Annotated in this window: 19 protein-coding genes; 3 read left to right on the top strand and 16 right to left on the bottom strand. The window is 59.7% G+C overall.

Annotated features, from left to right (window positions below):
- Window positions 1-11: 11 nt before the first annotated feature.
- The 4 genes from ACB034_RS04110 to ACB034_RS04095 all read right to left on the bottom strand — a co-directional run bounded on the left by ACB034_RS04110 (window position 12) and on the right by ACB034_RS04095 (window position 3,174).
- Complete coding sequence (locus ACB034_RS04110) at window positions 12-671, bottom strand: hypothetical protein (RefSeq protein ID WP_371172160.1); 660 nt, start codon at window positions 669-671, stop codon at window positions 12-14.
- Between the two features lie 7 nt (window positions 672-678).
- Entirely contained in the window at window positions 679-1,356 is a 678-nt protein-coding gene (locus ACB034_RS04105; RefSeq protein ID WP_268856366.1) for a C39 family peptidase, read from the bottom strand.
- Between the two features lie 54 nt (window positions 1,357-1,410).
- Window positions 1,411-2,508 carry a hypothetical protein gene (locus ACB034_RS04100; protein ID WP_342017271.1) on the bottom strand — a complete coding sequence of 366 codons (1,098 nt, stop codon included), beginning with the start codon at window positions 2,506-2,508 and terminating at the stop codon, window positions 1,411-1,413.
- Window positions 2,509-2,595: 87 nt separating this feature from the next.
- Window positions 2,596-3,174, bottom strand: a complete 579-nt coding sequence (locus tag ACB034_RS04095) for a hypothetical protein (RefSeq protein ID WP_234924542.1) — start codon at window positions 3,172-3,174, stop codon at window positions 2,596-2,598.
- Window positions 3,175-3,540: 366 nt separating this feature from the next.
- On the opposite strand from ACB034_RS04095, the gene ACB034_RS04090 reads away from it, so the two are divergent.
- Window positions 3,541-4,848, top strand: a complete 1,308-nt coding sequence (locus ACB034_RS04090) for a sigma 54-interacting transcriptional regulator (protein ID WP_371172159.1) — start codon at window positions 3,541-3,543, stop codon at window positions 4,846-4,848.
- 160 nt (window positions 4,849-5,008) lie between these two features.
- On the opposite strand, the gene ACB034_RS04085 is transcribed toward ACB034_RS04090, so the two are convergent.
- The 6 genes from ACB034_RS04085 to ACB034_RS04060 all read right to left on the bottom strand — a co-directional run bounded on the left by ACB034_RS04085 (window position 5,009) and on the right by ACB034_RS04060 (window position 9,706).
- Window positions 5,009-5,353, bottom strand: a complete 345-nt coding sequence (locus ACB034_RS04085) for a hypothetical protein (protein ID WP_124238226.1) — start codon at window positions 5,351-5,353, stop codon at window positions 5,009-5,011.
- Window positions 5,354-5,448: 95 nt separating this feature from the next.
- The gene (locus ACB034_RS04080; protein WP_371172158.1) at window positions 5,449-5,877 is read right to left on the bottom strand and encodes an N-acetyltransferase; all 429 of its coding nucleotides are present in this window, start codon (window positions 5,875-5,877) and stop codon (window positions 5,449-5,451) included.
- A gap of 98 nt (window positions 5,878-5,975) precedes the next feature.
- On the bottom strand, window positions 5,976-6,257 hold the full coding sequence (locus ACB034_RS04075; protein ID WP_371172157.1) for a putative quinol monooxygenase: 282 nt from the start codon (window positions 6,255-6,257) through the stop codon (window positions 5,976-5,978).
- Window positions 6,258-6,977: 720 nt separating this feature from the next.
- Window positions 6,978-7,466, bottom strand: a complete 489-nt coding sequence (locus ACB034_RS04070) for a TIGR00645 family protein (RefSeq protein ID WP_371172156.1) — start codon at window positions 7,464-7,466, stop codon at window positions 6,978-6,980.
- Between the two features lie 180 nt (window positions 7,467-7,646).
- On the bottom strand, window positions 7,647-9,032 hold the full coding sequence (locus ACB034_RS04065) for an ATP-binding protein (protein WP_371172155.1): 1,386 nt from the start codon (window positions 9,030-9,032) through the stop codon (window positions 7,647-7,649).
- Window positions 9,032-9,706, bottom strand: coding sequence for a response regulator (locus ACB034_RS04060; protein ID WP_042028195.1), 675 nt, complete (start codon window positions 9,704-9,706; stop codon window positions 9,032-9,034). Before ACB034_RS04060 ends, ACB034_RS04065 begins: the two co-directional genes overlap by 1 nt.
- A gap of 399 nt (window positions 9,707-10,105) precedes the next feature.
- On the opposite strand from ACB034_RS04060, the gene ACB034_RS04055 reads away from it, so the two are divergent.
- Window positions 10,106-10,585 carry a polymer-forming cytoskeletal protein gene (locus ACB034_RS04055; protein ID WP_224212236.1) on the top strand — a complete coding sequence of 160 codons (480 nt, stop codon included), beginning with the start codon at window positions 10,106-10,108 and terminating at the stop codon, window positions 10,583-10,585.
- Window positions 10,586-10,648: 63 nt separating this feature from the next.
- Here the strand turns inward: ACB034_RS04055 and ACB034_RS04050 are convergent, their stop codons facing one another.
- Both ACB034_RS04050 and tsaA read right to left on the bottom strand, forming a co-directional pair.
- Window positions 10,649-11,197 (bottom strand): cytochrome b, encoded by a 549-nt coding sequence (locus ACB034_RS04050; RefSeq protein WP_371172154.1) that lies wholly within the window; start codon window positions 11,195-11,197, stop codon window positions 10,649-10,651.
- Between the two features lie 211 nt (window positions 11,198-11,408).
- Window positions 11,409-12,113 (bottom strand): tRNA (N6-threonylcarbamoyladenosine(37)-N6)-methyltransferase TrmO, encoded by a 705-nt coding sequence (tsaA, locus tag ACB034_RS04045; protein WP_042072960.1) that lies wholly within the window; start codon window positions 12,111-12,113, stop codon window positions 11,409-11,411.
- A 269-nt stretch (window positions 12,114-12,382) separates the two neighbouring features.
- On the opposite strand from tsaA, the gene ACB034_RS04040 reads away from it, so the two are divergent.
- Window positions 12,383-13,369: an NAD-dependent epimerase/dehydratase family protein gene (locus ACB034_RS04040; protein WP_042072957.1), complete on the top strand. Its 987-nt coding sequence runs from the start codon at window positions 12,383-12,385 to the stop codon at window positions 13,367-13,369.
- A gap of 93 nt (window positions 13,370-13,462) precedes the next feature.
- Here ACB034_RS04040 and ACB034_RS04035 read toward each other — a convergent pair whose 3' ends face one another.
- The 4 genes from ACB034_RS04035 to cydD form a co-directional block, all read right to left on the bottom strand.
- The gene (locus ACB034_RS04035) at window positions 13,463-13,852 is read right to left on the bottom strand and encodes a DUF488 domain-containing protein (protein WP_042027672.1); all 390 of its coding nucleotides are present in this window, start codon (window positions 13,850-13,852) and stop codon (window positions 13,463-13,465) included.
- A 3-nt stretch (window positions 13,853-13,855) separates the two neighbouring features.
- Entirely contained in the window at window positions 13,856-14,224 is a 369-nt protein-coding gene (rcsF, locus tag ACB034_RS04030; protein ID WP_026456265.1) for an Rcs stress response system protein RcsF, read from the bottom strand.
- Window positions 14,225-14,321: 97 nt separating this feature from the next.
- A complete protein-coding gene (gene cydC, locus ACB034_RS04025; protein WP_042072956.1) occupies window positions 14,322-16,067 on the bottom strand; it encodes a cysteine/glutathione ABC transporter ATP-binding protein/permease CydC in 1,746 nt (581 codons plus the stop codon).
- A complete protein-coding gene (cydD, locus tag ACB034_RS04020; RefSeq protein WP_371143597.1) occupies window positions 16,060-17,829 on the bottom strand; it encodes a cysteine/glutathione ABC transporter permease/ATP-binding protein CydD in 1,770 nt (589 codons plus the stop codon). The genes cydC and cydD overlap by 8 nt, the downstream gene beginning before the upstream one ends.
- Window positions 17,830-18,001 lie beyond the last annotated feature (172 nt).

Here is an 18,001-nt window from a genome sequence, read left to right as displayed (position 1 = left end):
GGGAGCAGAGGCTAGCGGGAGAACCAGATCCTCGTCTGGTTGAAGGTCTGCAAGCCATCCCCCCTGACCCGATTGAGTTGCAGCAGGCCGCGACTGAAGTCCGTGCCCCGCAGGCTCTGCTCCAGCCGGACGCTGCCATCCGGGGTGCTGAACTGCAGGCCCGCGTAGTTGCCCGAGACGCTGTAACTGGCGGTGCCGAGCACGCCCTGCTGCTGATAATGGCCGGCGGAGACAAGCTCGCCTGCCATTTCGAGAGGCGTCGTCCCTATGCCTGTGAGGTTCACCGAGCTGTTGCCGCGCCCTTCCAGCTGCATCACCTGCACCAGGCCCGCCCCCTGCACAGGGGCGCTGGCAGGAGCCGTGGCGACCGCGCTGGCCCCCCCCTTGATGCGAATATCCAGCCTGGGGGTGTGCTGCTCCACGCTCAGCGCCAGGTTCATGGCCGCCGTCTGTCGGGACTGGGCCGTGGTCAGGGTGGAGATGAACTCGATGCCAAAATAATGGATGCCGTGAGCGCTGACATAACGCCCCCGCAAGCCGGCCAGCTCGCTATCGGACATCTGTGGGGCAAACTGATCCGACAGTTGTGCCAGGGGATCGGATGTCGCCAGCAGCGGGAGGGGCAAGGCCCCCAGGCTGCAGACGAGGTAGAGGGCGGGTCGGGTGTTCATGGTGACCTCACATTAGCTCTTTGTGCTGGAAGCCAAAGTCCAGCAGGGATGTTGCATTGACCGGGGCGAACAGCCCGCCTCTGCCTCTGGCCGAGAACGGAGGGGAGGGGTTGGCCAGGGGAGCGTCCGGGCGATAGCCTGCACCGATCACGGCCAGCAGGATCCCGTTCCAGCTTTCCTTGAACTCCCTGAACGAGATGATGCGGTTGCCAAGGGCAGGGTCTGCCAGATAGACACGGTCACGACGGTCGATGGCGCGCAGCACGGCGAAGTGCTGATAGCCGCGAATGTTGAGCAGCACTATGGTCGGCACCCTTACCTGGCGCAGCTTGGTATCGCTCAGGCGGTAACCCCGGGCACGCATCCCCAGCATCTGCACGTACTGCTTCATGTCCAGCATGGAAAAGCCGTAGCGTTTGACCTGCGCCGGATCGGCCATGGCCATCATGCCGTCCATCACCCAGCGTTCATTGGTCGCCTGGCCATAGGCATGGCGCAGTATGGTGGCCACCGCCGCCGCGCCACAGCTGAAGTCGGTATGCTGGCGCTCGAGATTGGCATAGCGGCGCTCCTGGATGCTCTGTACCGGTTTGGCAAGCCCCCCCAGCGCCGGGAGATGCTCTCCCATCGGCAGGGTCGCCGACCAGACGACGGGGCTGAACAGCAACGGCAATAGCCAGCGCATTGACACCTCCTTGTGGGCAAAAAATGGGGGGCACACAGGCCCCCCAAGGGTGGATCACTTGGCAAATCCGGCTGCCAGCGAGAGGTTGTTCGCTTGCAGATTGTTGGTGCCAGACGCGACGTTCACCCCGATATTGCCCACGGCACCATTGAAGGAGCCGCCGTCTATGGTGGCATGGTTGAAGGTTTCACGGGCGGTGTAGGTGTTGACCACAGGGATGTAGCCGGTCACCGAGCCGTGCAGTGTCATATCACCCTCTTCCTTGAACTCGAACTTGGAGTCCTTACTGCCGTCGTTGTCCAGATTGTCGTAGTCGATGTGACCCCAGAGGCTGCCGCCGTTGGGGTGATCACGATCCTGCCAGATCTCCGGATAGACGTTGTTGGACTGCTTGCTCGTCCCCTCGTAATTACCCTTGGCATCGAGCTTGAGGTGAACCGGGGCGTTCTCCACCGTTCTGGTGGCGTTCAGGCTCTTGTTCTCGGTCAGGTTCTTGGACACATGCTGGCTGTTGGCCACGGTGGCCACCGCCATGGCGCCGGTGGATACCGAGGCGGCCAGGTTGTTGGCCTGCACGTTGCCGGAGCCGGAGGCCACGTTGGCGTTGATATTGCCTGCGGCATTTTTGAAGGCGCCACCACCGACACTCGCCCTGTTCTGGTGCCCCTGGTTGCTGGCCCAGTTCATGCTGGCGCTCTGGCTGGAGAAGATCTCGGCATCCGAAGAGCCACCCGCGCTGCCGTGAGGGTGGCCACCGCCCATGACAAACTCGGCATCGACCTGGTCATAGGCGGCCAGGGAGACGCTGTTGCCCTGCACGTTGGAGTCACCGGCCGCCACGTTGGCGCCGATGTTGCCGGATGCCCCCTGGAACGAGCCATCAATCTTGCTTGCGTTCTCCGTTCTGCTGTTGGCCGTGCCTATCATGGTGCTGGATTGCTGGTTGTCCACGACGGCCATGCCGAGCTTGTTGACGTTGACAAAGCCGCCGACCATCACCTTGCCTTCGTACTTCACATCGACCTCAGCCTTGACCTTCTTGGTCAAGGTTGCCCCCGTCTCATCCTTGTCACCGCGGTACTCGGCGGATGCGGTGCCGGACATCGCCATGATGACAGCGGCGGCTAATGAGCTGTAAATAAGTCCACGCATATTGAGTCTCTCCATTGAACTTTCTGGGGAAGATCCGCCCATCGGCAGGTGCTGCGCCCCCGGACTTCGCTTCCTGTCCCTGCGGCATCAGGGTGATGCCGTTACTGCGCCCGCCAAGGGCAGGGCAACCATGTTGACGGCCTGGTTGCCCTGTCCCGTGACCTGGTTCACCTGAATGACCCCTTTACTGCCGCTCAGGGCGTTGTCATCCAGATAGATGCTGGTTGTCATGCTTGCGGGGAGCTTGCCCGGGGAGGGGCTGGCGATACTGTTGCCCAGATTCACGTCGGTCACGACGCTTATCCCGGCGTCGCCCAGTGACAATGCGAAGCCATTGAGTTGCTGGTTGGCTTCACCCGCTGCCTGGTTGATGCTCAAAAGCCCCTGGTTCTGGCCAAGTGCCGCGCCATGGATAGCGACGCTCTGGTGACCGCCCGGGGTGACGCTGGATTGATTCTGTTGGCTGAACTGAATAACGGCCGGACCCGAGAGGGAAATAGATGCGAGGTTGCCTTGTTGGTTGTGATTGCCAGCAACCATATTGACGCCCAGGTTGCCACGAATATTGCCAAGCGCTTGCGACCCCAAATCAACACGATTCTCCGCTTGTGATGAGTTCATCAATTGGAGGAGTGAAAGGATCGCCACGACAATATATTTCATCATGCTATCTCTATTGTTTGTCACCTGGGGTTTACAGATATAGCAATGGAGGTGCCAAAATTTAACCTATTGATTTAAATGATTTTTGTGTTTTCAGGTTGCGCCGTTTTGTCTCAAATTTGAGACTGCATTTTTATGTCATCCATCAAGGTGTTGTTTATCAATGAATTTATTTTTCTCAGCCTAAGACTGGCTTGTCTCAATATTGCTGCGCATCAGTCAATTAGGCGGGATGGTTTATAGTTATCGTCACCTGATGTGCTCGAATTAAGCTCTTTGATAATGAGAATTTCTATCAAAATAAAAACATGAACCTTGCGGGGCCAGGATTGGCACGCTTATAAGAAGCTCGAACAAGGAGGTTTCCATATGACAGCAACGGCATTATTGCTCATCAATTCATGTGCCGTACTGGAGAGTCTGCTGGTCAAAAGCGAGTGGCGGGTGGAGCAGGCAAGTTCACTGGCGATGGCAGAGAGAAAGTTGCAGGAGAAGGATTATCCCCTGGTACTGGTGGCCATCGAGCCTGATCAGCACGAGGCATTGTCGGCCTTGATCACGCAGCACGCGAGCAGCCTGTGGATTGGCCTGATCCAGCGTGATGCCCTCGCCAGTGAGGAGATGCGCAATTTGCTGGCCGCCTGCTTCCATGATTTTCACACCTTTCCCCTCGAGCGGATACGGCTCTCCCACAGCCTGGGCCATGCCCTCGGCATGGCCCAGCTGATCAGGCGCTATCGCCCGAAAATAGCGGAACAACCGCGCTTCATTCAGGGGGAAAGTGCCCCCATTCGTCAGCTGCGTGAACAGATCCAGCGCTTGCAGCACTGTCGCCTGCCGGTGCTGGTGACCGGGCCCAGCGGCACCGGCAAGGAGCTGGTCGCCAGGGAGCTGCACTACAGCGCGTTTGGGGAAGATAGTCCCTTCGTGGCCGTCAACTGTGGCGCCATGCCCCACCAGCTGATCCAGTCCGAGCTGTTCGGTCACGTCAAGGGGGCCTTCACCGGGGCCCAGAGTCGCAAGATAGGCAGGATAGAAGCGGCCGATGGCGGCACCCTGTTCCTCGACGAGATAGGCGAGCTGCCGCTCGAAGATCAGGCGACCTTGCTGCGTTTCTTGCAGGAAGAGAGCATAGAGGCGGTGGGCAGCCATGTATCCCGCAGCGTCGATGTGAGGGTCATTGCCGCAACCAACATAGACGTAGAGCAGGCGGTGGCCAACGGCTCGTTTCGCATGGACCTTTACTATCGGCTCAATGTGGTGCGCCTGCGCACACCCGCGCTGCGTGAGCGAGCCGAAGACATCCAGCTGCTGGCGGACGAGGTCCTGGCCGAGGCGCGGGGCAATCGCATGATAAGTTTCACCCGCAAGGCGCGCCAGGCCATGCAGTCTTACGACTGGCCAGGCAATGTCAGGGAGCTGCGCAACCGGGTACAGCGGGCCGCCGTCATGTGTTCGGGCCCCTTTATCGATGCCCAGGATATGGAGCTGATCCACAGGGACTCCCAGCTGCTGAACATGAACAACTCCCTCAAGGCCGTGCGTGAAGCAGCAGAACGCCAGGCGCTGCAACGAACCTTGACCCGTTTCCCGGATCAGCTGGAAGAGGTGGCGCGCCAGCTCGATATCTCCCGTGCGACCCTCTACCGCCTGCTGGACAAGCACGATTTGCTGTGAGCTGGCGCCCCGTCAGGGTGGCGTGAAGGAAGTGGTCTATACCAGCGGGAGTATGGGCGGCGGTGTTGCAACCCGTCCGTGGCTTGTCCGGAAGATGCCAGAAACAACAAGGCCACCCAATGGTGGCCTTGTCATGAGTGCGTATTTGGTAATTTTTACATTACTGCGAGTATGAGACCTTACCTGTATCACTTATATGAATAACATTTTTTTGTTTTAGCTTTGCAATAATATCTTGTTTGTCCTTTTCAGAAATTCCGCCTTGGAATTGAAACATCGCGCTAATGGAATTGGATAAAGACGTGAGCTTGCTTGGTTTTAACTTTAATAATCGTTCGGTAACATAATCAGTTTGATCATGACCATTTGATTCAGAAGTAATTCGTGGGGCGGGGTATTCATCCTCTTCTTGTTTTCGTCCTAATTGAAGTAAAAGTTGAGCAAGTCGAAACTTGTCTCTATAACTGAGTTGTTCACAAACCTTGGCTATCTCTTCATATGACATTGTTACGTTCCTTGTGTTGCCATTAATAGCTATTTTATAGCTAATATCAATTGTTTCGACTCAATATTATGAGCTGTGTATTAAGTTTCTCCTACTCAATATCTTTGCCAGTACATCGGGATGGTAGAACGCCCACTATGCTCACACACTTGGTGTGCCCCACCGATAAAACCGCTGCGGACATAGAAGCGCCGCGCTGCATCATTCTCTGCATACACCCTCAAATCGAGGCGCTCATATCGTCTTTTGAGGTGCTCAATCAGTTGGCGACCCAGCCCCTGTGACTGCTTGTCCGGGGTAATAAAGAGGGCTGCGAGTGCTCCCTGGTGATAGGAGACAAACCCCAGGAGCTGGCCACCTTCCTCATAGACCCAGCTTTCGCTGGCGGGCAGATAGATATCCCGCATTGCCGTCCGCTGTGCATACCAGAAAGAGGCGGGGATAAAGTGGTGAGCCCGTATGGATGCCTGATACCAGAGCTCTACCATGGCATCCAAATCGGCAGTAGATAATGGACGGATCATGGTTTCCTCAATAGTTAAAAATGGAGATGGAGTTGACTCGATGAGTCAAGCGTCATGGGGCGTTCGTGGACAGATGATGACTTTCTCGTAGCTGAAAATCATTCAGCTATCGTCACCGTATAATGGCGCTCTACGTTGGCCGTAATCTCTCCCCAATACGAGGATTTGACTCTGGTTTGGTGCGCTTGAAAGGCGAGCTTATCGACAAACTCTTCATAGACATCGAATCGACATGGATTAGCGCTATCTTGAATTACCTCAAAGACAAGGCAACCGGGCTCAGTGCGAGTCAGTTGGATATGTTTGGCAAGCTCATCTTTAACCTGAGCTAAATCTGATGGAGGAACAATAATACATCCCTTTAGTATCACCTTGCTCACGGCTTCCCTCAAACAGAGATATTTTAATGTTGATAATAAACAGGGTAAATAACTGACATTTAAAAATAAAAACGAGAATAAAACAAGTATATAATATGTGCTATTTTATTATGGCAGTAGATGTCTAATGTTTTTTAATTCTTCAATGTATATGTCTAAATGTTTCTTTGATAAGGCAATTGGGTATCCAGCACATGATGATACTAGAATGTCGTGATGATTAACCATAAATAGCCCTTCACTCTTTAAATAATTTCTATAATCATCAGCAGAAAAACTCTCCAATGTATGAACATCTACTGTCTCTACCAATTGATTTATTATTTGAGTTTTCTTCATAATAAAGAGATCTTATAGGTATAAAGGATGCATATTTTTCAAGGTTTAACATTTGTCATCACGGATTACTCACTACGGTCAAGCTACCGCCCCTGAGTTACAGCTCCCACACTGCTGTTATGAACCAATATGCTTCGGACAAAATCGGCAAGAAGGCGCATGGCGAGCCTTCGGATGCGTTGCTTTGTCGAGCGACCATGATACCGAATGAAGCCTTTTCTGGAAGAGGCAATGGGCAATAATCAGTCGTGGATCAATAAATTAAACACGGGCTGGGTTGCTGCCTGAATGGGTCGGTGGGGAGTCTGGATGCGGTGAAAGGGGGAAGAGTAAAAACACTGCGGCCACCCGAAGGTGGCCGCAGTGTATGAAGGTTGTGCCTTATTTGCGGGTCAGCTTGTCCAGATAGCCCATGGCAAAGGCGGAGACGACAAAGGTGATATGGATCAACAGGTACCATTTGATCTTGTCGTTGGGGATATTCTCGGCATTCATAAACACCTTGAGCAGGTGAATGGACGAGATAGCGACGATGGAGGCGGCCACCTTGTTCTTGAGAGAACCGGCATCGAGCTTGCCGAGCCACACCAGCTTGTCGCTCTCATTCCCCACGTCGAGGCGCGAGACGAAGTTCTCATAGCCGGAAAACATCACCATCACGATGAGCCCCCCCACTAGGGTGATATCGATCAGTGACAGGGTGACCAGCACCAGATCCACCTCTTTCATTGCGAAGATATTCGGCAGGATATGGATGATCTCCTGAAAGAACTTCAGGCCCAGCGCCAGCAGGATAAGGCTGAGCCCCAGGTAGATGGGGGCCATGATCCAGCGCGATGCGTACATCAATCTTTCAAACATGTTTTCCATGGTGTGATAGCAAGTCCATCAAAGGGTTAACAGACAAAAACGCCTCTAGCTTAACCGAGATGGGGCGCATCACAAGTATCTGAATGAAAACGGTGGGGGATTTGTGCGGTGGGCACACGACAGGCGCGACCCGCATTGCAGGAGGGGAAAGCAAGGGCCCTGTGGCAGGGCCCCTGAGGGTCAGGGCAGGGTCAGGGTAAAGCGGGCACCGCCAAGGGGCGATTCATCCACCCGGATCTGGCCGCCGTAGCTGTGGACTATCTCGGTCACGACCGCGAGGCCAATGCCTTGCCCCGGGGAGCTGTCGGCCCGCACGCCGCGCTGGAAGATCTGCTCCGATTTGGCTGCCTCTATGCCGGGGCCGTCATCTTCCACTTCGATGCGCAGCTGCTCGGCCTGACGGTGCACCGTCACATGCACCTCGCTGATGGCGAACTTGCAGGCATTGTCGAGCAGGTTGCCCATCAGCTCCATCAGATCCCCCTGCTCACCGTGAAACAGGGCGTCGTCATCGAAGTGAAACTGGGTCTGCAGCTTCTTGTGGCGATAGACCTTGGTCAGGCTGGCCAGCAGTTTCTCGATAAGGGGCACCGGCTCAGTGCCTTTGCTGGCGAGGCGCTGGCGGCCGGTGACGGCGCGCCTGAGCTGGTACTGGACCATCTGATCCATGGTGAGGATCTGCTCGTTGATGTTGTCGTGGATGTCGCGCCCGAGCTTGCTCTCCCGGGTGGTCATCTGGATCAGCGCCAGCCGGGTTTTCAGGCTGTGGGCGAGATCGTTGAGGGCGTGCTGGTAACGCTGGGTCTGCTGCCGCTCGTTCTCCAGCAACTGGTTGATGGAGTCGGTAAGGGGCGCCAGTTCCCGCTCGACATCGCTGGAGAGGGCGTCGAGCTTGCCGGCCCGGATCTCGTCGAGCTGGCGGGCGATGGCGCGCAGGGAGCTGAGGCTCCAGAAGGTGGTGAGCACCAGCATGCCCGCGAGCAGCATATAGGCCAGCAGCGCCTGGCGCGCGGTCTGGCTGAGGTAGGCGAGCGCCTGGGCGTGGTAGCGCTTGGCGGAATCTATCATCACCACGTAGTAGGCGGTGGTGCCGGTACCGGGGTTGCGAACAAAACGCAGGCTGTAGACGAAGTAGCTCTCGCCGTTTTGTATGGTGTGCTTCTTGAAGAAGTAGTCGAGATCCATCCCCCCCAGGTACTTCATCAGATCCCCGCAGATGGTCTGCTTGGTCTTGATCACTTCGGGCAGATGCAGGCTGGACCACACCAGGGCGCCGTCGGCACGGCAGATCAGAGTGTCGAGGTTGCGATCCCCGGCATTGCGGGAGAGGTGGCCAAGATCGGCGGATTTGTTCTGGGAGGGCTCGGTGGAGGAGAAGAGCTTGGCCAGGTTCTCCTGCATCCGGGCGCTCGCCTTCTGGCTCAGCTCCTCAACATGGGCAAGGTAGAGGGCATACACAGCAAAGCTCATGATGAGGGCGATCACCAGCAGCGAGCTGAGCAGCAGCTTGATGTGCAGGGAGCGGCGCAGCAGCTGCACGGGGCGCAGCAACAGGGGGAGCCGCATCAGTTGCACGACAGGTTGAAAATGTAGCCCTGGCGACGGATGGTGGAGATGGGTTGAATCGTCCCTTCCGGATCCAGCTTCTTGCGCAGCCGGCTCACCATCACCTCTATGGTATTGGGGTCCCCTTCGCCGTCGCCGTAGAGCTGATCGAGCAGCTGCTGCTTGGAAACCACCTGACGGGCATTGCGCATCAGGTATTCCAGAATGAGGTACTCGAAGCTGGTGAGTACCGCCACTTCGCCGGCGATGGTCAGCTCCTTGCGGGAGAGATCCAGCTCGTAATCACCGGCCTTCACCCGTGGGGAGATAAACCCGGCGCTGCGGCGCAGCAGGGCGTTGAGGCGGGCCAGCAGCTCGTCTTTCTGGAACGGCTTGACCAAATAGTCATCGGCGCCCGCTTCCAGCCCCTCGACCTTGTCCTGCCAGTTGCCACGAGCGGTCAGGATCAGGATGGGGAAGGGGATCTGTTGTTCGCGCATCTGGCGGATCAGCTGCAGGCCGTCCATGTCCGGCAGGCCGAGATCGATGATGGCCACATCAATGGGATAGTCAGCGGCGTAGTGCAGCGCAATACCAGCCTGATCCGTGCTGTAAACCTGATTGTCGGCCTCGGTCAGCAGGGAGGAGAGGTGGTGATTGAGCAGCTTGTCATCTTCGACCAACAAAATTTTCATGATATGGGCGGTCATAGGAGGTCCAGGCTGCCAATTAGAAAGGGTTAGTCATGCAGAGTCAATCCGTATCCTAATGCGCCCCGCCTGTATCGGGACTGAATCAGCCCGACTTCAGACTTTTTGTCAACTGGTCGTTTAAACCGGACATGATGCTATTGATGGCATCCAGTCCGGTATCTTGCCGGCGGTTCATGCAGCAAGAGAGGGTGATGGATGAAAGATCAGCCCCGAAGATGGCGCGCCTGCCTGCAAGGCAGGGAGCGTAGCGACCTTCTTTATATCGTCTGGTTCTGCTGGGGAGCGGCCCTGCTGCTCTATGTGCTGGGGTCGGATAATTACTTATGGCCGGTGGCGCCCATGCCGCTGGTTTTGCTCATTTGGTTGATGGAGAGAGTCAGGATGTTTGGACGAAAACGTGCGAGTCAGTCCGGTGACAGCGCGCCGGCGGGCACTACCGTGATCGCGGCGGGAGCCCGCTTCAAGGGAGATCTGCTGCTTGACGGTGACCTGGAGGTGCAGGGGCACGTCAACGGCACCATCGAAATTGGCAAGGGGGTGCTGCGCATCATGCAGGGAGGCTTTGTCGAAGGGGAGGTGAGTGCACCCAGGGTCGTCATCAACGGCCTGCTGGACGGCACCTGCAGCTCGCAAGAGGTGGAGATCCTGGAAAATGGCCGGATGCAGGGCGTATTCAAGGGAGGCACCCTCTCCATCTGCAAGGGAGGCAATTTTATTGGCCACTCCCAACCGGCGGAGAGAGCGACCATCGAGCCGCCAAATAACCCGCTGCCCGATAGCAAGAGCGGCAAGCCCAAGGCAAAAGAGCAGGCCCGGGGAGCCGGGGATAAAGTGGCCGAGACGCTTGTCGCGCAGGCTTGAACCAATTTGCCAGAAAGAGAGAGGGGGCCTTGTTGGCCCCCTCTTTCGTCTGTGCTGATGATGTCAGTCGCGCTGCTGCGGCAGCATCATGGTCAGGGTGTTGTCCTTGCGCACATGGTGGTGATAGAGGGTCGCCGCCGCATGCAGGGCGATCAGGGCATAGCCGATATTGCCCAGGGTCTCGTGTATCTCCTTGAACCACTTCTTGAGTTCGGGATCCGGGGCGACCAGCGCCGGGAGCGTCATGCCGAAGAAGAGGACGGGTTTGCCGCCGGCGCTCAGCAGCAGCCAGCCAAACAGCGGAGTGAGGATGATAAAGCCGTAGAGCGCGATGGGCGCCAGCTTGGCCAGCAGGCTCAGCATGGGTGGCAACTCGGGCACGATGCGGGGCGTCGGACTGATGGCGCGCAGAAAGAGGCGGACCCACACCAAGGCGAAGATGAGCAGCCCCAGCATGAAGTGCCACTGTTTCATCAGGTCCCGTCCCGGATCTCCCTTGGGGAAGATGTCACGAAATTCGATCAGGGCGTAGACGGCGATCATCAGCAACAGGGTCAGCCAGTGCAGCCCGATATTGAGGGCGCCGTAGCGTTGTTCGGTATTCATCAGCATGATTGGTTTCCTTCAGTGAGAGCGTCACATCCGTGTGGCATAGCCGGGCGCGAGGTCGGGCCGGTTCCATGGGCGGCAAACGGCGGGTGGGTACTGCAGCCGTGGGCGGCCGGGGAGAGGGTAGCACCTGACCACACCGTTTGCAGGGCCATTAGGCGCCCGGGTGCGTGAAATGTTCGTGAAACCGGGCACTGATGGGGCCCTGTCAGCCTCAGGCGGCTTCGATGGCCAGCACCTGACAAACGGGTTCGCTGATGCTAAAGCGCACGTTGCAGTCAAATAGCCGCACCCCGTACACCTTGTCATCCGGCTTACCCTGCTTGTAGGCGGGGCGCGGATCCTGAGCCAGCACCTCGCTCACCAGCTGGCGCAGCTCGGGATGGGCCTTGAGCCAGGGTTGCAACTGCTGCTCCGCCTCTGGCGTGAAGCTCACGCAAAGAGGCGGGGTGGGGGCATCCGGGGCGAAACCGCCACGGGCATCCGGCAGGCTGTCGGCATAGGGGATGTAGGGCTTGATGTCGACGATGGGGGTGCCATCGAGCAAGTCCACCGCCCCCAGCTCCAGCCACAGCTTGCCGCGCGAGCGGCCAACCCCGTGCAACTCGACCACGGAGAGGCCGAGGGGGTTGGGGCGGAAGGTGGAGCGGGTGGCAAACACCCCGACCCGCTCGTTGCCGCCGAGGCGCGGCGGGCGCACCGTCGGGTGCCAGCCCTGATCCATGGTCTGGTGAAACACGAAGCTGAGCCACAGGTGGGAGAACTGCTCGATGCCGCGCAGCACGTCCGGCTGATCATAGGGGGGCTGCAGCTCGAGGCGGGCGCGGGCCGATTTGACCAGACCGGGCTGGCGCGGGATGGCGAACTTCTCCTTGTAGGGAGAGCGGATGATACCCAGGGTGTCGATTTCGAACTTCATGGCGGATCCTGACTGAAAACCCCGGCAATTTAGCACAACCGGCCCCAAAACGCAGGCATGACCCGATAGCATCCCTGCGCGTCTGCTGCCGTGATCCCCGTCCCATCCCGGCGCTGCGCAGGCTGTGTCTGGCTGCCAAGTTGCGTAGGGTAGGGGCAGACAAGGAGCCGGCAGGATGGCGGCGCGGTCAGTTTGCGCAACATCAGCCGCAGAGGATGAACAGATCGGTGGGGAGACGGGAGCGCCTGTGCCGATCAGGAGGGACATGGATGAAATTGCTGATCATCGGCGGCACCGGGTTTCTCGGCCGCCATCTCACCGCGCTGGCACTGGACTGGGGGCACGAGGTGACCCTGTTCAATCGCGGCCACTACCAGCATCCGGACTGGCGGGATCTGGTTCAGCTCACCGGCGATCGGGACCGGGATTTGAGTGCGCTGCAAGGGGATGGTCTCTACTGGGATCTTGTCATCGACACCTGCTGCTATCACCCGGAGCAGGCAGCGCGCCTCTCGGCGGCACTGCTCGGTCGCTGCGAGCGGCTGATCTTTATCTCCACCATCAGTGTCTATCGCGACTTTGCCCAACCAGAGATGGATGAGTCGGCGCCCCTGCACGAGATCAGCGAGGATGAATTCCCCACCGACTATGGCCCGCTCAAGGTATTGTGCGAAGCCGAATATCGCGCTCGCTGGGGGGCACGACTCTGCATCCTGCGCCCCGGTGTGCTGTGCGGCCCCTTTGATCCCACTGGGCGCATGGCCTGGTGGGTAAAACGGGTGCAGCAGGGGGGGGCCTGGCTGCTGCCGGGGGATGGTCAGGATCGACTGCAATATCTCGACGTGCGCGACTGCGCCGAGTTTGTCCTGCGGGCCGCCGAGCGCCAGTTGGGGGGAGTCTTCAACCTGGTCAAGCCCGGCATCACGCTGGCGGACTGGGTGGAGCGGCTGGCCGCGAGACTGATACCGGCCAAGGTGCTACAGCCCGAGTGGATGCCCTGGCAAGAGATGCTGGCGGCCGGGGTTGAGCCCTGGCAGAGCTATCCCACGCTTTTGCCCAACGGGCTGGCTGAGTATGCCGGCTATGGCCGCATCAGCGCCGAGGCGGCCATCGTGCAGGGGCTCAACTTCCGTCCGCTGGAGGAGACCGCCATCGATCTGGCCCATTGGCTCGCCGACAATGGGGCTGTGCCTTTGGACGGGATGACGACAGCAGAGGAGGCGGCGCTGCGCCAGCGCCTCAGCGTGACGCAATAGCGCTTGCCATGAAACCGGACCCATGCAAAAGAGGGCATCCTGCGGGATGCCCTCTTTATTTTGGGATGCTGATGATGGTGCCCAGGAGCTTGCTTATGGGCGCAAGCTGGCGCCAGCGGCGACCAGCAGCTCCTTCAAGATGGTGCGATGGCAGCGGGACTCCTGCTCGCAGTAGCAGCCCACCGACAGGTTGGTGGTGTGGGAGAGGGCGGCCAGGAGCGCCAGATCGTGTCTGGCGGCGGGCGTTGCCATCTCGGCCTTGTACTGCTTGCAAAACGCCGCCCACTGGGCCTGTGTCTCGGCGCCCTGGCCCAGCTTCATGGTCTCGCTGCTGGGGGCAAGGTTGGGGAACCAGACGTCATACCAGTTCTGGCTGGCAAACTTGTCTTTGGGCACCCCGCGAGGGGGGCGGCGCACGGTACCCACCCGCAACCCCTCATCAGGGAGGCGGGGAGTGCCGAGGCGGACGATAGCCAGCGCCATGGCTTACTCCTCGGCGACTTTCAGTGCCTGGCCGTAGCAGATCACCTGCTTCAGGCAGCCCGGGGTGTCGCTGAATTCGGCGCACTTGTCGATGGTCACGCCATTGCCACCCATGTCGGCGGCGTGGCGGCGGGCCTGGGTACGGGCATCGCCAGCATTGGGCTGCGGCTGGTTGGTATCGGCCTGGCAGGACTCCCCCTCGACGGTGCCAAGGTAGAGATAGTTGAGGTCGGCCAGCTCGTTTTGTTCGTAAATACGAACACCGCCCGGCTTGAAATAGTCGTCGAAGTTCTCTTTATCCAGATTGCTGTTGAAGGCGTAGTTGGCACAGCCGGAGGCAATCAGGGGCATCATCAGGATCAGGCGTTTCATATCAGCATCTTGTCGAATAAGGAGAGGACATTATAGGGGCCAGTCGTCGGTGGCGACCAGCCCCCTCTCGCGCCATGGCGTCAGGGTGTGACCCCGGTCAGACCGGCGCCAGCCGCTGGTGCAGGCTGCGGTAGTAATCGTCGGCCAGCAGGGCCTGATGGGGGGCACACAGGCGGATCTGGCCCTCTTCCATCAGGGCGATCCTGTCCATCCGCTCCAGCCCCAGCAGGCGGTGGGAGATGAGCAGCAGGGTGCGATCCGCCCCCAGCTCGAACAGCAGCGCCATGATCTCCCGCTCGGTCTGGCTGTCGAGCCCTTCGGTCGGCTCGTCCAGCAACCAGAGCGGGGCGTCGTGCAGCAGGGCGCGGGCGATGCCGATGCGGCGCCGCTCACCGCCGGAGAGCGGTCGGCCGCCATCCCCGAGCCAGGCATTGAGGCCGGTATCGCTCAGATCTTCATCATCCTCCAGCAGGTTGCCAAGGCCTACCCGGTTCAGTACCTCGACCAGCTGTTCGTCGCTCGCGTCGGGGGCGGCGAGCTTGAGGTTGCCGCGCAGGGTATCGGCAAACAGGTGCACCCGCTGGCTCACCACCGAGATGGAGGCGCGCAGCGCCCCTTCGCTGTAAGCGGTCAGCGGCTTGCCATCAAGCAGGATCTTGCCCGCCTGCGGGCTCCATTCGCGGGTCAGCAGCCCCATCAGGGTGGACTTGCCGCAGCCGGTCTGGCCCAGCAGCGCCAGCTTCTCGCCAGCGTGCAGTTGCAGGGTGCAGCCACGCAGCACCGGATGGGGGTTGCCGGGGTAGCCGAAATAGAGGTCGTTGATCTGCAGGGCGCCCTGGGGAGCGTGACGCTCCTCCTCCCCCCACTCGGGAGCCTTGGCCTCCTGCAGGACCTCGTTGAGGCGGCGGGCCGAGGTGAGGCTGGTGGAGAGGTGCTGGAAGGCGCCGGCCAGCGGCATCAGGGCCTCGAAGCTCGCCAGGGTGGCAAACACCATCAGCGCCGTGATGGGATCCGGCGTCGCTCCTGCCACGCCATGGCCTGCCAGCCACAGCATCAGGGTCAGGGTCCAGCCGCTGAGCAGCTGCACCGAGGCGTTGGCCAGTCCGCTCACCCTGGCCATGCGGGCCTGGGCGCGCAGCAGGGCCTGTTCTGCCTGTTGCAGCTCGCCAAGGGCCTTGGGGGCGGCGGCGAACATCTGCAGCTCGGCCTGACCGTCCAGATAGTCCACCATGCGGGTGCGCAGACTCGATTTTTCGGCGATCAGCGCCTGCCCGGGTTTGCGGCCGAGGAAGTAGAACACCAGCGGCAGGGCGATCATGCCAAACAGCAGGATAGCGCCCAGAGTGAGGGCCAGCTCGCTGTCAAAAAAGGAGAGGAAGAGCACCAGGCCGGCGCTGCTGAGCAGGGCCGCCCCTATGGGGGTGAGCAGGCGCAGGTAGACGTGGTCCATCGCATCGATGTCGGCCACCAGGCGGTTGAGCAGATCTGCCTGGCGAAACCCGGCCAGGGCGCCGGTGGCAAGGGGCGAGAGCTTTTGCCAGAACCAGACTCGCAGCCGGGTCAGTACCCGGAAGGTGGCATCGTGGCTGACTACCCGCTCACCCCAGCGTCCGGCGGTGCGGATGATGGAGAAGAAGCGCACCCCGCCTGCCGGCGTCATGTAGTTGAAGTGATCGCGGGTGGCGGCCGCCATCCCCGCCACGGCGGCGGCGGAGAGGAACCAGCCGGAGAGTGACAAGAGCCCCATCCCGGCCGCCAGGGTCACCAGTGCCAGCAGCAGACCGATGGATAGGCTGAGCCAGTGCTGGCGGTAGAGGCGCAGAAACGGCAAGAGATCAGTCATCGAGAGAACCCTCGTTACGTTGGGACAGCAGGCGGGCAAAGGGCCCCTGCGCGGTACTGAGTTGCTGGAAGCTGCCTTCTTCCACCAGCTTGCCGCGCTCCAGCACCAGGATCTTGTCCATCTTGGTGAGCTGATCGAGGCGGTGGGTGATCATCAACAGGGTCTGATCGGCCATGGCCTGCTCCAGCGTGGTCATGATGGCGCGCTCGGAGTGGCGATCCAGGCTGGCGGTGGGTTCATCCAGCACCATCAGCTGGGTGGATTTGAGCAGGGTACGGGCCAGCGCCAGGCGCTGGGCCTGACCGACGGAGAGGCCACCTGCCTGATCCCCCACCGGATAGTCGAGCCCCTTCTCCATGGCAAATTCCCACGCCTGGGCCCGTTTCAGGGCATCTTCCAGCTCGGCGTCGCTGGCCGATGGCTTGGCCAGCAACAGGTTGTCCCGCAAGGAGGCGTGGAACAGCTGGGGGTTCTGGGAGAGCCAGCCCAGCTGCAGGCGCCACTGGCTCATGTCGAGGGTAGCCAGCTCCTGACCGTTGACCTTGAGCTCGCCTCGATAGGGGGCAAAGCCGAGCAGGGCGTTGACCAGCGAGCTCTTGCCTGCGCCGCTGACACCGATAAGGGAGGTGCGTGAACCCGCTTCCAGGGTGAAGTCGAGGGGGCCGACCAGCACCTTGCCCTCGGCGCTCAACACCTCGAGGGCGCGTGCTTCCACCCGGATGGGGCTGTCTGCTTGAAAAGGCGCGTTGCCAGAGGCCGGTTCACTCACCTCGGCCTCGAGAAATTCCAGCAACTGTTCGGCGGCGCCGATGGCCTGCGCCTTGGCGTGATAGTGGGCGCCGAGCTCGCGCAGGGGCGCGTAGAACTCGGGGGCGAGGAACAGTACGAACAGGCCGGTAAAGAGGGTCACCTTGCTGCCATAGTGGCCGAAGTTCAGGTGATCGATATAGGAGAAGCCAAAGTAGACGGCTACCAGAGCCACCGAGAGGGCGGCAAAGAACTCCAGCACGGCGGTGCTGAGAAACGCCAGGCGCAGCACTTCCATGGTGCGCTCGCGAAAATCTTCCGAGGCATCGCGAATGGCTTCCCCTTCCGCCTGGGTGCGCATGAAGAGTTGCAGGGTGCGCAAGCCCTTGAGGCGATCGAGGAAGTGGCCGGAGAGACGGGCCAGTGCCTGGAAGTTGCGGCGGTTGGCATCGGCGGCGCCGACCCCCACCAGGATCATGAAGACCGGAATAAGCGGCGCCGTACCCAGCAGAATAAGGCCCGCGGCCCAGTTGACCGGGAACACGGCCACCAGGATCACTAAAGGTATAAAGACGGCGATGGCCATCTGCGGCAGATAGCGGGAGAAGAAATCCTGCATGTTTTCAATCTGTTCCAGCAGCAAGCTGGCCCAGCTGCCGGCCGGGCGGCGCTGGATATAGGCAGGGCCGAGCCGGCCGAGGCGGGTGAGCACCAGCTCGCGGATGGTCTGGCGCACCGCGCTGCCCGCCTGAAAACTGGTCACTTCGCGGCCATAGGCCAGCACTGCCTTGCCGAGGGTCACCAGCAGCAGGGTAATAAAGAGCGGGATGGATTGCTCCGGAGTCGACCCTTCGATGATGAAGCCATGCAGCAGGGTCGCCAGCAGCCAGGCCTGCGCCACCATCAGCACGCCCTGGCCCAGGCCAAATGCGATGGAGAGGCCGATCCAGCGGCGACCGTGACTCGATTGCTTGCGCAACCAGCCATAGAGACGTTTTTGCGTTTTTTTATCCATTACCACCATCCTCGCGTCGAGTGGCGCAAGACTATCCTTGCCGTTTGGCCTTGGCAACCTTGTAAATTATCTGTGTTCTAAATGTTTGGCTGAAAAAGCAACCGCCTGTTCAATCCTTGTCCGAACAGATTGATTTATTGAAAAAATTGACAGCGGTAGCATTGCGCTCGGC

The organism is Aeromonas sp. S18(2024) (assembly GCF_041402525.1).
In the GTDB taxonomy this organism is placed as follows: Bacteria; Pseudomonadota; Gammaproteobacteria; order Enterobacterales; family Aeromonadaceae; genus Aeromonas; species Aeromonas enteropelogenes.
This window is presented reverse-complemented; position numbering and strand designations above follow the sequence as displayed.

Excerpts from the sequence above, each read along its gene's own strand:
- ACB034_RS04110 (WP_371172160.1), bottom strand. The coding sequence starts at position 671 with ATGAACACCCGACCCGCCCTCTACCTCGTCTGCAGCCTGGGGGCCTTG.
- ACB034_RS04105 (WP_268856366.1), bottom strand. The coding sequence starts at position 1,356 with ATGCGCTGGCTATTGCCGTTGCTGTTCAGCCCCGTCGTCTGGTCGGCG.
- ACB034_RS04100 (WP_342017271.1), bottom strand. The coding sequence starts at position 2,508 with ATGCGTGGACTTATTTACAGCTCATTAGCCGCCGCTGTCATCATGGCG.
- ACB034_RS04095 (WP_234924542.1), bottom strand. The coding sequence starts at position 3,174 with ATGATGAAATATATTGTCGTGGCGATCCTTTCACTCCTCCAATTGATG.
- ACB034_RS04090 (WP_371172159.1), top strand. The coding sequence starts at position 3,541 with ATGACAGCAACGGCATTATTGCTCATCAATTCATGTGCCGTACTGGAG.
- ACB034_RS04085 (WP_124238226.1), bottom strand. The coding sequence starts at position 5,353 with ATGTCATATGAAGAGATAGCCAAGGTTTGTGAACAACTCAGTTATAGA.
- ACB034_RS04080 (WP_371172158.1), bottom strand. The coding sequence starts at position 5,877 with ATGATCCGTCCATTATCTACTGCCGATTTGGATGCCATGGTAGAGCTC.
- ACB034_RS04070 (WP_371172156.1), bottom strand. The coding sequence starts at position 7,466 with ATGGAAAACATGTTTGAAAGATTGATGTACGCATCGCGCTGGATCATG.
- ACB034_RS04065 (WP_371172155.1), bottom strand. The coding sequence starts at position 9,032 with ATGCGGCTCCCCCTGTTGCTGCGCCCCGTGCAGCTGCTGCGCCGCTCC.
- ACB034_RS04060 (WP_042028195.1), bottom strand. The coding sequence starts at position 9,706 with ATGAAAATTTTGTTGGTCGAAGATGACAAGCTGCTCAATCACCACCTC.
- ACB034_RS04055 (WP_224212236.1), top strand. The coding sequence starts at position 10,106 with ATGTTTGGACGAAAACGTGCGAGTCAGTCCGGTGACAGCGCGCCGGCG.
- ACB034_RS04050 (WP_371172154.1), bottom strand. The coding sequence starts at position 11,197 with ATGCTGATGAATACCGAACAACGCTACGGCGCCCTCAATATCGGGCTG.
- tsaA (WP_042072960.1), bottom strand. The coding sequence starts at position 12,113 with ATGAAGTTCGAAATCGACACCCTGGGTATCATCCGCTCTCCCTACAAG.
- ACB034_RS04040 (WP_042072957.1), top strand. The coding sequence starts at position 12,383 with ATGAAATTGCTGATCATCGGCGGCACCGGGTTTCTCGGCCGCCATCTC.
- ACB034_RS04035 (WP_042027672.1), bottom strand. The coding sequence starts at position 13,852 with ATGGCGCTGGCTATCGTCCGCCTCGGCACTCCCCGCCTCCCTGATGAG.
- rcsF (WP_026456265.1), bottom strand. The coding sequence starts at position 14,224 with ATGAAACGCCTGATCCTGATGATGCCCCTGATTGCCTCCGGCTGTGCC.
- cydC (WP_042072956.1), bottom strand. The coding sequence starts at position 16,067 with ATGACTGATCTCTTGCCGTTTCTGCGCCTCTACCGCCAGCACTGGCTC.
- cydD (WP_371143597.1), bottom strand. The coding sequence starts at position 17,829 with ATGGATAAAAAAACGCAAAAACGTCTCTATGGCTGGTTGCGCAAGCAA.